Raw genomic sequence first — 14,379 nt, forward strand, 5'->3', positions numbered from 1 at the left:
ATTACCCCTCTTGAGTATTTCGTCTTTTAAATTAATCTGTAAATAGGAATATATAAAACCATGGGTCATCGCAACACATTAAACACACGTTTATTGCCGTTATCTATTTTGGTCTCATCATTGATATCTGGTGGGGCAATTGCTGCATCAACATCTACGTTTATACCCGGTGCAACTCTCGGTATGGGCAATGCTGGCAGCTTTTCCATACCCGCTAACACCCCGGTGGTTAACACCAAAGCCCCTGAAGATATCTTGCTGGAAAGCATCTTTCCTGAAAGCCAAACAATTACACCAAAGATGATTGCCGAGGCTGAGTCGCAAATTACAACAATGCGACAGGATCACCAGCAGCAGATTAAGGATATTGAAACCAACATTGCTGCATTAGCACCGGCACAAAAAGAACAAGCGAACAAAGAACTAGACTCATTTAAAGGTGTATTTGAAAAAAATATCACGCAGTTAGAAGCCGTTGTTGCTTATGCAAAAGACGATACCGAAGACAACAAGAACAAACTCAATGCAGCAGCAGCAGATGCTTTTACAGCCTCGCTCAATAGCAAAGCACCGGGCCAGTTCACCGCTGAAGAAGCCAACTCACTGTTTACTGCGTCATTAACCAACGATAACTCAGCTATTTCGCCAGAACTTAAGCAAAAAGCCACGGCAGTTACACAGCGGCAACAAGCAAGCCAAAATACTCTGACTAAGGTACAAAACTACCTGACTCAAGGTGTGATTAGCCAGGAACAAAAGGAAAAACTGGCGGCTTATTTTGCCGATAAACAAGTTAAGTTCAACGAGCTGGCTGTTGCTGAACAGGCAGAGGAAGAAGCCAAAAAAACAAATACCAAGGCAAAAGCTGATGCTGCAGTCCTGAATGTTAAATCCGTTCTTCTTAAGACAAGTGTTGAAAACGCTGAGAAAGAAAAAATTCAAGCTGAAGATAACTTAAAACAACTTGATACTGAAAAAACCACGGCAATTAAAGCTGTCAATGCAGCCTGGGATGATAAGACACCAGATCTCGTCAACGAGCTACAAAAACTGATTGATGATACAAGCACGCCTGTGGACAAAAAAACTGAGGCTGAAGCCGCGCAAAAGGCCATCAAAAATGCAGCGGCAGCACAGCAGGTAGCTGATGACGCAACCAAGAAACATCAGTCTGCCGACGCTGATTTTAATAACATTGAGCTTAAGGTTACTGCTGCCAATAAGATTAAAACTGACGCTGCGGATAAGCTCGCCACTAGCACCACAGAAATGCACAATGCGGCAGCAGCATTAGCTAATTTAGAGACAGTAACGACTACGACTATTGATATACCTGCATTTGAGCAAAAAATTGCCAGCACTGAGCAACAAACCGTCGCTACCGGAACCTTTGCAGTCGATACCCAAGTATCAGGCGGCACACAAAATGTGGAAAAAGACGGCGAAATCATTAACAGCGTGATTAGCGAAGATGGCACCGTAACGTTGGCGCTTGGCGCGTTGGCAAATAGTACTGTTATCACCAAAGGCATTATGGAGAATAACGGTGGTACGGATAAAAATACCAATGTTGGTGCAGAAGGTCAGTTAAGCCTTAAAGGGATAAGTGAGACTGAACGAGCCAAATCAGAAGGGGCTATTGTTGCCAAAGGCGGCCAGGTTACAGCGGGAGATTATTCTTTTGTCAGTGATATGGTCAGTGAAGGTGATATTACTGCCAAAGATAACGCTATTATTTCTAAAGCCACCATCAAGGGTGGGAGCTTAACCCTGCAAAGCCAAGCTATCGCAGCAGATACCACGCTGAATGGCGGTGTTTTCACCGTTGAAGCTGGTGCAGGAGCGATACGTACGACTATCAATGGCGGCGAATTCGCGGTTAATGACAAGGCGAGTGCTTCTAACACCACACTTGAGAACGGTACCTTCACTTTGGCGAGCGGTGCCACAGCAGAGTATACGACGGTTAATGGCGGCAAGTTCATTGTTAACGATGGTGCCACGGCCGAGCATACCGAACTGAATAACAGTCATTTCGAGCTTGCTGGTAGCGCAAGCGCCCATCATACCACGGTTAATAACGGTGCAGAATTCACCGTTATTGGCGATGCGAAAGCTGACAACACCACGGTAAACGGCGGTATCTTGAAGCTTAAGTCGCGCATGCAAGCCAATAAGATATTGGTTGAAGACGGTTATGCGCTGATCTACAGTTCGCTGAAAGACGCGGAGTTAAATGGCGGTACCACCATTTTCACCCAAACTGCCGCAGTCGAAGGGACTATTGATGCCAACCAAGGCAGCTTCCTGAGCGTCCATGACGGTGCAGTAACCCAGAATGCAGACCTGAATTTAGCCGGTAACATGGTGCTGGTGGCCGAAGATGCACCTTATGTCAGGCTACACCCAACTTCCCGTGCGGCCTTTAGCGCCATGAATGGCAAACCCGCTAAATTCGCCTTTAAAGATGTCACGCTAGCGGGCGGCTCTATCGATATGAGCCAAACAAAAGCGCAACTGACCATGAACTCATTGGCAGGTAACGGTAGCTTTAACTTAGGTTCAGCCCTGCACAGCCATACCACGGCACCACTGAATGTAACGGGTGATGCCAATGGTGATTTCAACGTTCAGATCGATGCCAGCGGTGTTGCTCCGGCTAACCTGAATGTCGTTGATGTACAGGGTACCAATAACGCGCGCTTTGCACTGGCTAATGGCCCGGTAGATCTGGGTAACTATAAGCACAACCTGGTCAGTAATGGTCAAAGCGGCTTCAAACTGGTAGCCGATAAAGCAGCTCTGACACCAAGCACCGCGGGTGTGCTGGCTGTCGCCAATACCATGCCGGTTATCTTTAATGCTGAGTTAAGTTCAATTCAGAATCGTTTGGATAAGCAAAGTTCGTCAGCTAACGAAAGCGGTGTGTGGCTCACTTACCTGAACGACAGCTATAACGTGAAAGGCACAGCAGCCAACTTCAACCAGAAGTTGAATGGCATGACTTTAGGTGGCGATAAAGCCATTGATTTAGGTAATGCCGTATTCAGTATCGGTAGCTTCGCCAGCTACAGCAGCTCAAATATCAAATCTGATTACCAGAGCAGCGGCAGTGTGGAAAGCAACTCATTGGGTGCTTACGCGCAATATTTGGCTAACAGCGGTTATTACATTAATGGTGTGCTGAAAACTAACCAGTTTAAACAGAACCTCAGTGTAACCGCTAAAGGCGGCAGCGCCACCGGCAATACTAACTTCTCCGGTCTGGGTCTGGCCATGAAGGTAGGTAAACATATTAATATCAATGAGATGTATATCTCTCCTTATGTCGCGCTGAACACCTTTAGCTCCGGCAAGAGCCAGTACCAACTGTCTAACGGCATGGAAGCACAGAGCCAAGGCGCACGTTCTACCACTAGTACTTTGGGGATGAACACCGGTTATCGCTTTGTGTTGAATGGTGGTACTGAAATTAAGCCTTACGCTATCTTCTCAGTGGATCATGACCTGATGGCCAGCAACAAGGTGATGGTTAACAACGAAATGTTTGATAACAGCCTGAAAGGGACCCGAGCTAACGCAGGTGTGGGGGTCAATGTAAACCTGACCTCTAACCTGTCAATCGGTTCTGAAGTGAAAGTCTCTAAAGGTAAAAACATTGCGACCCCAATGACCATTAATATGGGCGTTGCTTACACCTTCTAAATAACACGTTAAGTTCTTCATGTAGCAATGAGAATGGTGTGTCAAAAAAGGGAGCCTGTTACGGCTCCCTTTCCTATATCTAGCTAACCTGACCCGCCAACAGCGAGTTAATGGCTGGTCGAGGGAATCACATTTCTCAGCCAACTGCCCCAGCGGCGCTGATAAAACGCCTGCGTATGGGTCATCAGATAGTGGCTTACCCCACGCTCTTTCTCATTAACCAGACAGAAATCGACCGGGCGATCATCCGGTGCATGGTCACTGGCCACATTGCCCGCTTCCTGAATTAGCTGGTCTATCTCTTCGGGCGAACCATCCACTTCTAACCCAATCAGTAAGTTAGCTTGCTCATCCACACTTTTATCATGCATCAATGCCAGAAAAGCACGCCGCACCGGTTTGCGCTGGCTGAACAGTTGGATCAACGCATCAACCATCGCCGCCGGATACTCTTCCGGCTGGCCCAACAAGATTTGGCTCTCTTTATCCACCATCATTTCAGCCGGTTGGGCTAAACCGCCATTTTCCAATAGCATCGCCACTTCTTGCGGCCAAAACTCTTTGCCATGTTCTGATTTCGGGTTCAGGAACAGATGTGCACCCTGTGTCATTTCAAATAACACTCGTACTGGCATAGCAACAAAAGGCTGCTTTTCGAGGTCAGTTTGCTCATCCTCAGCCTGGCTCAGCGCCTGTTGCAATACTTCTGGCGAACTGAAGAAAGGAATAACTGATTCACCATCCTGCTTTTCCCAATGCAGAATATTGACCCCATTGCCCGCAGTGAAGGTCATCTCGCTATCCTCACCGCCCGGTTCTGAGCCGGCCACCAGCACTAACACCGTGGCGTCCAGTAACGTGCGGAAAAAAGCAGTGCGATAAATTGACTCAGTTGCCGCCAATTTTAGCAACGACTCCAGACTCTGGTCCTCATCATGGTGGTGATCATGGTTATCATTGGCAGGTGGTTGTAGCAAACTCATCTTGTACTCCGAAAAACGTCAAGCAGATCGAACAAAGGGACGTAAATGCGCCCCATTAGTAGCTTACAAAGCCAAACGAAGGGGAAGCGCGCCGTTCGGGTCGTAGCGGCATGAGCCGCCGGAGTGCCCGTGGGTGTGCTAGCCCCTTCATTCACCAAACTTACTGTTTTGCTTTCGCCAACAACAAATTAGCAATGGTACGAACACCTAAACCTGTAGCACCGGCAGACCATTGTTCAACCGCACTTTTACGGTAAGTGGCAGAGCAGTCAATATGGAGCCAACCTTGTTGGTAGTTTTTCACAAAATGCGACAGGAATGCGGCGGCAGTACTGGCACCCGCACTGTAGGCAGCGCCCGCCACATTATTCAATTCAGCAAAGTTAGATGGCAACTGGCTGCGATGGAATTCCGCCAGCGGTAAACGCCAGAAAGGTTCATGTTCACTTTGCGCGCTGTTCAGCAGCGCTTGTGCCAGTTCATCATCAAAGCTGAACAGAGCATGGTAGTCGTTACCCAATGCCGTTTTGGCCGCACCGGTTAAAGTGGCAGCATCTATAATCAGCGGTGCGTTTTGTTCAGCGGCATCAATCAGGCCATCAGCCAGTACCAGACGCCCTTCAGCATCGGTATTCATGATTTCTACAGTTTTACCATTGCGGTAACGGATAATATCACCCAGTTTAAAGGCATTACCGCTAACCATATTGTCGGCACAACACAGATACAACTTCACACGCTGTTTCAAGCCACGCGCCGCCGCCAGGGCCAAGGCTCCCGTCACGGTGGCTGCACCGCCCATATCGGATTTCATCGAGTCCATGAACGCACTCTGCTTCAGGCTGTAACCGCCGGAATCAAATGTAATTCCTTTACCTACCAGACAGGCCATTACCGGCGCATCAGGATTACCGGTTGGGTTATAATCCAAGGCCAGCAATACCGGTGCACGATCAGATCCACGACCCACGGTATAGATCCCAGCATAACCCTGCTCGCGTAGATCTTCGCCTTTGGTAATACGGTAACTGACCGCATCGCACGAGACGGCACACATCAAATCAATGGCATTTTTAGCCAATTGCTCTGGACCTAAGTCTTCCGCCGGTGCGTTGATCGTGTCGCGCACCCAATCGATAATTTTTATGCGTTGTTTCAGTTCAGTTTTTTCGTTCTCTGGCAGTTCTGCCCACTCCACGCTGCGCTGACCTTTTGGCCCACGGAACCCTTGCCAAAATGCCCAACTTTGCTCCAACCCCCAGCCCTCGCCAGCCAGTTTTATGTGCTTGATTCCCTGCCCATCTATTTTGCGCGCAGCACGTTGAATCGCACCTAATTTACCGTTGTCCGTCAGGTGGATAGTCATCCCTTCAGCATCGGTACTCAACAGCGCTTTCTCGCCCCAACGGGCATCTGCCGGATTATGCGACAGGGATACTTGCATCAATTCTGTTGTCATTATTACCTCGTTATTATTTTTTGCTGTTATTCAGCTAGTTATACGCAGCCCTGTGTTGACTGCGGCGGACCCAATAATATTTCTTTGTATAAGGTATCAGATCAGGTACAAAAAAGGCCGCTTTCGCGACCCTACGATACTCACTCAAACTCATCCAACCACACTAATAGAATGGCCTCTAGCACTTTTTCATTCGATTTCTGCGGATCGTCGTCAAAATCTTCCAGAGAGCAAATCCATTGATGCATATCGGTAAAACGCACAGTTTTCGGATCGGTATCCGGGAATCTGTCGTAGAGTGCTTCACCGATTTCCCGAGTATCTTGCCACGTTAAGCCCATATCAATGCTCCCGCGCATGGTTAATGGTATAACGCGGGATCTCAACTACCAAGTCTTCGTCGGTCACTCTGGCTTGGCAGCTCAGGCGACTCTCCGGCTCCAGACCCCAGGCTTTATCCAACATATCATCTTCCAACTCACTGCTTTCTGGTAAGGAATCGAACCCTTCACGCACCACGCAGTGGCAGGTGGTGCAGGCACAGGATTTCTCACAGGCATGCTCAATATCGATCCCATTGCGCAAGGCAACGTCGAGTATCGTCTCACCTTGGGTTGCTTCCAGTACTGCACCATCCGGGCAAAGGTCTTTATGGGGCAGAAATACTATTTTGGGCATGATTAAACCTCATCCACTGAATGACCAGCCAACGCACGGCGAATGGAAGCATCCATCCGGCGCGCAGCAAAATCTTGCGTTTGCGCATCTAACGCTTTGATCGCAGCTTCGATTGCGTGTGGGTCGTTACCCTGCATCTGCTGCTGTAATAAGGCCATCGCCTGAGCGATAGCGGTACTTTCTTGCTCACTGAGTAATGCTGCATCTTCTGCCAATGCGCCTTGTAAACTCTCCAGCACACGGGATGCTTCGACCTGTTGTTCCGCTAACTTACGCGCACTGACATCACTTTGCGCATTCGCCATCGAATCTTTAATCATATTGGCAATTTCATCATCAGATAGTCCATAGGATGGCTTAACCTGAATCGATGCCTCAACACCGGTGGACTTCTCCATCGCGGTAACACTCAATAAACCGTCAGCATCTACCTGGAAAGTAACACGAATATGCGCACCACCTGCAGGGAGTGGCGGTAGGCCACGCAAGGTAAAGCGGGCTAATGAACGACAATCTTGCACCAATTCACGCTCGCCTTGCAGCACATGGATGTTCATCCCACTCTGCCCATCTTTAAAGGTGGTGAACTCCTGCGCGCGGGCCACTGGAATAGTGGTATTGCGCGGAATAACTTTTTCCACCAGGCCGCCCATGGTTTCCAGCCCCAATGAGAGCGGGATAACGTCAAGCAGCAGCATGTCACTATCGGGCTTATTACCCACTAAAATATCGGCCTGGATGGCGGCACCGATCGCCACAACTTTATCGGGATCAATCGAGGTTAGCGGCGTGCGGCCAAAGAATTGCCCGACTTGCTCACGCACCAGCGGCACACGGGTTGAACCACCAACCATCACCACTTCCAGCACCTCATCAGGAGTCACTGCGGCATCTTTCAACGCACGGCGACAAGACATTAATGTCCGTTTGATTAACGCTGCAATCAGCGATTCAAACTGCCCACGGGTTATTTGCCCCTGCCAGCCAGCAACAGAGACATCTACAACCTCGGCGTCACTCAACGCGATTTTAGCCGCGATCGCGGCATCAAGTAATTGCCGCTGAATACCATGATCATCACGGGAGTCAATACCTGCTCGTTCACGCAGCCAATCGGCTAATAGATGGTCAAAGTCATCGCCCCCTAGGGCAGAATCACCACCGGTTGCCAACACTTCGAACACACCACGGCTCAAACGCAAAATAGAGATATCAAAGGTGCCACCGCCAAGATCATAAACGGCAATCACCCCTTCCTGACCTGAATCCAGGCCATAGGCAATTGCCGCTGCGGTCGGCTCATTAAGCAGACGTAATACATGTAGCCCCGCCAGACGTGCCGCATCTTTGGTACCCTGACGCTGAGCGTCATCAAAATACGCCGGCACAGTGATCACGACACCATCCAGATCACCACTCAGTGCCGCTTGGGCACGTGCAGACAATACTTTAAGAATATCAGCAGACACCTGGATCGGATTCACCAACCCGCTGGCAGTCTGGATCATCGGCAAGCCATTTTCGCTGGGCTGGAATTGGTAAGGAAGATTAGGATAGCGCTGTACGATATCTGCCAAAGAGCGACCTATCATACGTTTAATTGAACTGATGGTATTGACTGGGTCCAATGCCGCCAAATTGCGGGCATTCCAACCAACATCAATACTATTTGCTTGATAATGAACCACTGAGGGCAAAAGATCCCGCTGTTGCTCATCAACCAGCGTTTGTGCTTTACCGCTACGCACGGTGGCGACCAATGAATTGGTCGTACCTAAGTCTATGCCTGCGGCCAGCCGACGTTGATGCGGCTGCGCAGTTAAACCAGGCTCACTAATTTGTAATAAGGCCATGTTGAGCTTCCATCAATCTATACTCGTCATACTTCAAGCTGCATATTCGTTGGCTACGTTCGTTACTCGGCCCATCCATAGGCCTCGCCTCTACGAGGCCGCTGCGAGCAGCGTTCAAATCTGCTCCCGGCAGATTTGTCACCAGAATCATTGACACCCGTCAACTCATCGGGACTCATTCACTTGCCGCCTTCCTGCAACTCGAATTATTTAGAGCATATAAAAACGTTAGTGACGCGCCCTAATAAGAAGTAGCTGGGCATTGCAGTCATCAATAAATTGAATTTTATTTATTTTTATCAATTAGATACAATTTCATTACCCTATCAGGCACTCAGGAAAAGTCATCAAACAGGCGCTCTTCAAGTTGTTCAACCTGCTGTTGTAACTTATCCAAAAAACGCAATTTACGCACAGTATCAGCCGCCAGTTCCCACTGTTGCTTATCCAGTTGCTCCACCATTTGCTGACTGCGCGTTTGTGTCATCAATGCTAAGCGGCTACCGAATGCAGCAAGCTGCGTTTCAGCATCGGGTTTGCGTTCAATCTCATCAAGCTCTTCACGCAGTTCCAACTGCTCTATCAGAAACGCAGTATCACGCATGGTGTGCTGTTCATTGCCTAAATCAAAACCCTGCAAAGATAACATATACTCGGCACGTTTTAACGGATGCTTGAGGGTTTGGTAAGCGTCATTGATGGTTGCGGCTTGTTGCAACGAGGCTAAACGCTCGCGTTCAGGCTGGTTAGCAAAACGGTCAGGGTGGAATTGACGTTGTAATTCCTGATAGCGGGTAGTGAGTTGGTTGCCGTCAACCAGATAGCGGGGCGGCAGCCCGAACAATGTGAAGTAATCCATAGCATGCTCTGGAATATAGTGATGACTTAGCAAATATTATACAGCCCTCTTGTTATGCAAGAGAGCTGTATGAAGCACAAGTGCCTGAGGTAGAAACAAAAACAGGAGTCAGACGTTAAAGCTTTCACCACATCCGCACTCACTTGAGACATTCGGATTGTTAAACTTAAAGCCTTCGTTCAGCCCTTCCTTGACGAAATCTAATTCGGTGCCATCAAGATAGACCATGCTTTTGCCGTCGATGATCACTTTCACACCTTTGTCTTCAAAAATGACGTCATCGTCGTTCATTTCATCAACAAATTCGAGTACATATGCCATACCAGAGCAGCCCGATGTCCTTACGCCCAAGCGCAGACCCGAGCCTTTACCACGGTGATTTAAAAAGGCACTGACCCGTTGTGCAGCACTGTCGCTGATTGATATCGACATACACCTTCCTCAACTCTGCTAACAATTGATAACCTATGTTACAACTACTTGGCAGTATGTTTGCTTTTGTAGTCGGCGATAGCTGCTTTAATGGCATCTTCTGCCAGAATCGAGCAGTGAATTTTGACTGGCGGTAACTCCAGTTCTTCAGCGATTTGAGTATTTTTGATCGCTTCAGCCTGATCGAGAGATTTGCCCTTCATCCATTCAGTTACCAGAGAGCTGGAAGCAATGGCTGAACCGCAACCATAAGTCTTGAAACGAGCATCTTCAATAATACCGGCTTCGTTGACTTTGATCTGCAATTTCATGACATCACCACAAGCGGGTGCGCCAACCATGCCACTACCAATAGTAGGGTCTGCGTTGTCGAATGAACCGACGTTGCGTGGATTTTCGTAATGATCGATTACTTTTTCGCTGTAAGCCATGTGATTACTCCTGAGTCTTAAAGTCTGGAATTAATGGTGAGACCATTCAATGCTGCTGATATCCACGCCCTGTTTGAACATATCCCATAACGGGGACAAATCACGCAGACGGCCAATAGATTTACGCACCAGTGCAATGGCGTAGTCTACCTCTTCTTGAGTGGTGAAACGCCCCAGAGAGAAACGAATTGAACTGTGAGCCAGTTCGTCGTTCATCCCCAACGCACGCAACACATAAGAAGGTTCCAGACTCGCGGAGGTACAGGCTGAACCTGATGAAACAGCCAGATCTTTCAGTGCCATGATCAGCGACTCACCTTCAACATAGTTGAAGCTAATGTTCAGAATGCCAGGTGCGCCATTCTCTAAATCGCCATTCAGGTAAACTTCTTCGATATCTTTCAAACCATTCCACAAACGCAGGCGCAGTGAGCGCAGACGCGCAGCTTCGCTTTCCATCTCTTCTTTGGCGATACGGTAAGCTTCACCCATACCGGCTATCTGATGGACTGGCAAGGTGCCTGAGCGCATACCACGCTCATGACCACCACCGTGCTGTTGTGCTTCGATGCGAATGCGTGGTTTACGGCGAACAAACAGCGCGCCAATGCCCATCGGACCATAAACTTTATGGGCTGAGAAGGACATCAAATCAACTTTCAGTTTGCTCAGATCAATCGGTAATTTACCAACACTTTGCGTTGCATCGACGTGGAAAATGATCCCGCGACTGCGGCACATTTCGCCGATTTCAGCGATATCCTGCACCACACCGATTTCATTATTCACGTGCATGATAGAGACCAAAATGGTGTCTTCACGCATGGCCGCTTCAAGCTGTTTCAGGTCGATAATACCGTTTGACTGTGGTGCCAGATAAGTCACGTCGAAGCCTTCACGCTCCAGTTGACGACAGGTATCCAGCACCGCTTTATGTTCGGTTTTACAGGTGATGATGTGCTTGCCTTTCTTTTGATAGAAATTAGCCGCACCTTTTATTGCGAGGTTATCAGACTCAGTTGCACCGGAGGTGAAGACAATCTCACGAGGGTCAGCACCTACCAGAGCAGCAATATCATTACGTGCAATATCAACGGCTTCTTCTGCCTGCCAACCGAACTTATGAGAACGCGAGGCGGGGTTACCGAAAATACCGTCCAGAGTCAGATACTGCATCATTTTTTCAGCGACACGAGGGTCTACCGGGGTAGTTGCTGCATAATCCAGATAGATCGGTGTCTTTATTTTTGATTCGGTCATTGCTCTTATGCTCCGTACATCACTTCCAAAACGTAAAATTCCGCAGATTCTGCTTATGCGCGCAGATTGACGTTAATCGTCTCTTGCGGTCGGCCATTAGCCGTACGGCGCGTATCGTTATTCTGACGATCCGCAACCTCTAGGATATCTTGGTTATTCACCAGCTCTGCCAGCGTAATATTGTTGAGGAAGCTGCTGATGCGCTCACTCAGATCACGCCACAAGGTGTGAGTCAGGCAACGATCACCGCCCTGACAGCCTTCTTTACCCTGACAACGGGTAGCATCGACAGATTCGTCTACGGCGGTGATTACTGCACCTACCGCGATTGCTGATGCATCTTTGCCCAGCAGGTAACCGCCACCTGGACCACGAACGCTGGCAACTAAGCCATTTTTGCGTAACCGTGAAAACAGTTGTTCCAAATAGGATAATGAGATCCCTTGGCGTTCAGAAATATCTGCCAGAGGAACTGGCCCGTCCTGGGAATGTAATGCCACATCAAGCATGGCGGTCACGGCATAACGGCCTTTGGATGTCAGTCTCATAGCTAAAATTACCTGTTGGTGAAAACAAGCCAGAATTCTGACATTCTTGACTGTTTTAGTCAACTATTTAACCTAGTAATTTACTCAAGTATTATTAACCTATTCCCTTTTGAATAATATGGCAGGATTTTAATAATAACCAATTGATATAAAACCTTATTTTTTGTTATCTAACGCACTTTCACCCGCATCATGCTGTGGGTATTTATCCTGTTTTTCAATGGATGTCAGCATACCGCGCAAGATATTTAGCTCTTGAGCCTCTGGGCGTGCACGGGTAAACAGACGGCGCAATTTACTCATAATCTGGCCTGGATGTGCCTGTCGGATAAAACCAGTATGGGATAACACCTGCTCCAAATGCAGATAAAAGCGCTCCAGATCATCTACCAAAGGATAAGGAGCTTCCTCTTCTTCTATTACCGGTGCCGCAGCCTGCTGGCGATCAAGGAATGCTACCCGCACTTCATAGGCTAAAATTTGTACCGCCATCGCCAAATTTAATGAACTGTATTCGGGGTTTGCCGGGATCGCCACATGATAATGGCATTTCTGTAGTTCATCATTCGTCAGCCCTACCCGCTCGCGGCCAAATACCAATGCAACCGGAGCATGTTCTGCTTCGTGGGCGCTGCGCACACCACATTCACGCGGCTCTAACATTGGCCAAGGCAAGGTGCGTGAACGGGCACTGGTACCGACAACCAGACTACACCCAGCCAATGCTTCATCTAAAGTATCGACAATAGTAGCATTACCAATGACATCACTGGCGCCGGCAGATAGCGCAATCGCCTGCGAATCGGGTTTGACTAAAGGGTTAACCAGATACAAGTTGGTTAATCCCATGGTTTTCATGGCTCTGGCTGTTGAACCCATATTGCCGGTGTGCGAGGTTTCGACCAAAACGATACGAATATTGTGTAGCATACAAACTCTGAAGATAACGGGGAATCGCCATATCTTAACACAGACATATACCCAAGCTACTTCGAGTTGCAGGCAGGCGGCAACCGAGTGAGTCCCTGGGAGCTTAGATAACTAAGTGACCAGGGCAAATAAGGGCAGCCAACACCTCTGCATCTTGAAGGGTGACGGGTATAGGCATTTATCAGAACCCCTGCTATACTGCGCCCCGTTTCTCGTTCTTTAACATCCTAGTGGAAGATACCCATGCATCCGATGCTGACTATCGCCATACGCGCTGCGCGTAAGGCCGGTAACCTGATTGCCAAAAATTATGAAACCCCGGACGCTGTCGAAGCGAGCCAGAAAGGGACTAACGACTTTGTTACTAATGTAGACCGTGATGCAGAGCGCCTGATTGTCGAAGTCATCCGTAAATCTTACCCAAAACACACCATTATTGGTGAAGAGTGCGGTGAGTTGGTTGGTGAAGACGATGATGTACAATGGGTTATTGATCCACTGGATGGCACTACCAACTTCATCAAACGCCTCCCTCATTTCGCTGTTTCTATCGCTGTACGCATCAAAGGCCGTACCGAAGTGGCAGTCGTTTATGACCCAATGCGTAACGAATTGTTTACAGCCACCCGTGGTCAGGGCGCGCAATTAAACGGTTATCGTCTGCGCGGCACCAATGCTAAAGATTTAGACGGCACTATTCTGGCGACCGGCTTCCCATTCAAAGTAAAGCAACATGCGCCAGCTTATCTGCGCGTGGTGGGTAAACTGTTTGAACAGTGTGCAGATTTTCGTCGCACCGGTTCAGCGGCGCTGGATCTGGCTTATGTGGCCGCTGGCCGTGTTGACGGTTTCTTTGAGATTGGTCTGAAGCCATGGGATTTTGCTGGTGGCGAACTGTTGGTACGTGAGTCTGGCGGTATCGTGACTGACTTTGCTGGCGGTCATAACCATTTCAGTTCTGGCAATATCGTAGCCGGTAATCCACGTATTGTTAAATCTATCGTTCAAGCGATGAGCGATGAGATTAGTGATGCATTGAAACGTTAATATCATATACCCGTCATCTTTCAAATTGCAGGTGTGTTGGCTGCTCTAGTTCACCCGAATCACTTACTCGAGTAAGCTCATCGGGGTTCTCTTGTTTGCCGCCTTCCTACACCTTGAAATCTATAGGGTATATACGCATCCAGCCATATAAAAAAAGCCAGTCGGCTAATCCTGACTGGCTTTTTTCATTGTTA

The 14,379-nt window shown here is 48.4% G+C and carries 13 protein-coding genes; 2 read left to right on the forward strand and 11 right to left on the reverse strand.

Features of this window, described 5'->3' with window-relative positions; translation table 11 throughout:
• The first annotated feature begins 60 nt into the window (after positions 1-60).
• Positions 61-3,705, forward strand: a complete 3,645-nt coding sequence (locus tag ACWJJO_RS16760; RefSeq protein ID WP_481091276.1) for an autotransporter outer membrane beta-barrel domain-containing protein — start codon at positions 61-63, stop codon at positions 3,703-3,705.
• Positions 3,706-3,812: 107 nt separating this feature from the next.
• On the opposite strand, the gene sseB is transcribed toward ACWJJO_RS16760, so the two are convergent.
• The 11 genes from sseB to trmJ all read right to left on the reverse strand — a co-directional run bounded on the left by sseB (position 3,813) and on the right by trmJ (position 13,138).
• Positions 3,813-4,688 (reverse strand): enhanced serine sensitivity protein SseB, encoded by an 876-nt coding sequence (sseB, locus tag ACWJJO_RS16765; protein WP_372569469.1) that lies wholly within the window; start codon positions 4,686-4,688, stop codon positions 3,813-3,815.
• A gap of 160 nt (positions 4,689-4,848) precedes the next feature.
• Complete coding sequence (gene pepB, locus ACWJJO_RS16770) at positions 4,849-6,147, reverse strand: aminopeptidase PepB (protein WP_372559671.1); 1,299 nt, start codon at positions 6,145-6,147, stop codon at positions 4,849-4,851.
• Positions 6,148-6,287: 140 nt separating this feature from the next.
• Positions 6,288-6,488, reverse strand: coding sequence for a Fe-S cluster assembly protein IscX (gene iscX / locus ACWJJO_RS16775; protein WP_083163179.1), 201 nt, complete (start codon positions 6,486-6,488; stop codon positions 6,288-6,290).
• Between the two features lies 1 nt (position 6,489).
• Entirely contained in the window at positions 6,490-6,825 is a 336-nt protein-coding gene (fdx, locus tag ACWJJO_RS16780) for an ISC system 2Fe-2S type ferredoxin (protein ID WP_004713939.1), read from the reverse strand.
• 2 nt (positions 6,826-6,827) lie between these two features.
• The gene (hscA, locus tag ACWJJO_RS16785; protein ID WP_083163177.1) at positions 6,828-8,678 is read right to left on the reverse strand and encodes a Fe-S protein assembly chaperone HscA; all 1,851 of its coding nucleotides are present in this window, start codon (positions 8,676-8,678) and stop codon (positions 6,828-6,830) included.
• A gap of 334 nt (positions 8,679-9,012) precedes the next feature.
• Positions 9,013-9,537: a co-chaperone HscB gene (hscB, locus tag ACWJJO_RS16790; RefSeq protein WP_083163175.1), complete on the reverse strand. Its 525-nt coding sequence runs from the start codon at positions 9,535-9,537 to the stop codon at positions 9,013-9,015.
• A 108-nt stretch (positions 9,538-9,645) separates the two neighbouring features.
• Positions 9,646-9,969, reverse strand: coding sequence for an iron-sulfur cluster assembly protein IscA (gene iscA / locus ACWJJO_RS16795; RefSeq protein ID WP_481091277.1), 324 nt, complete (start codon positions 9,967-9,969; stop codon positions 9,646-9,648).
• 44 nt (positions 9,970-10,013) lie between these two features.
• The gene (gene iscU / locus ACWJJO_RS16800; protein WP_005159510.1) at positions 10,014-10,400 is read right to left on the reverse strand and encodes a Fe-S cluster assembly scaffold IscU; all 387 of its coding nucleotides are present in this window, start codon (positions 10,398-10,400) and stop codon (positions 10,014-10,016) included.
• 30 nt (positions 10,401-10,430) lie between these two features.
• Positions 10,431-11,645, reverse strand: coding sequence for an IscS subfamily cysteine desulfurase (locus tag ACWJJO_RS16805; RefSeq protein ID WP_083164132.1), 1,215 nt, complete (start codon positions 11,643-11,645; stop codon positions 10,431-10,433).
• A gap of 68 nt (positions 11,646-11,713) precedes the next feature.
• On the reverse strand, positions 11,714-12,208 hold the full coding sequence (gene iscR / locus ACWJJO_RS16810; RefSeq protein ID WP_004707916.1) for a Fe-S cluster assembly transcriptional regulator IscR: 495 nt from the start codon (positions 12,206-12,208) through the stop codon (positions 11,714-11,716).
• A gap of 156 nt (positions 12,209-12,364) precedes the next feature.
• Positions 12,365-13,138 (reverse strand): tRNA (cytosine(32)/uridine(32)-2'-O)-methyltransferase TrmJ, encoded by a 774-nt coding sequence (gene trmJ, locus ACWJJO_RS16815; protein WP_372569471.1) that lies wholly within the window; start codon positions 13,136-13,138, stop codon positions 12,365-12,367.
• A 243-nt stretch (positions 13,139-13,381) separates the two neighbouring features.
• On the opposite strand from trmJ, the gene suhB reads away from it, so the two are divergent.
• A complete protein-coding gene (suhB, locus tag ACWJJO_RS16820) occupies positions 13,382-14,185 on the forward strand; it encodes an inositol-1-monophosphatase (RefSeq protein ID WP_005192722.1) in 804 nt (267 codons plus the stop codon).
• Positions 14,186-14,379 lie beyond the last annotated feature (194 nt).

Source organism: Yersinia antarctica (genome assembly GCF_056636475.1).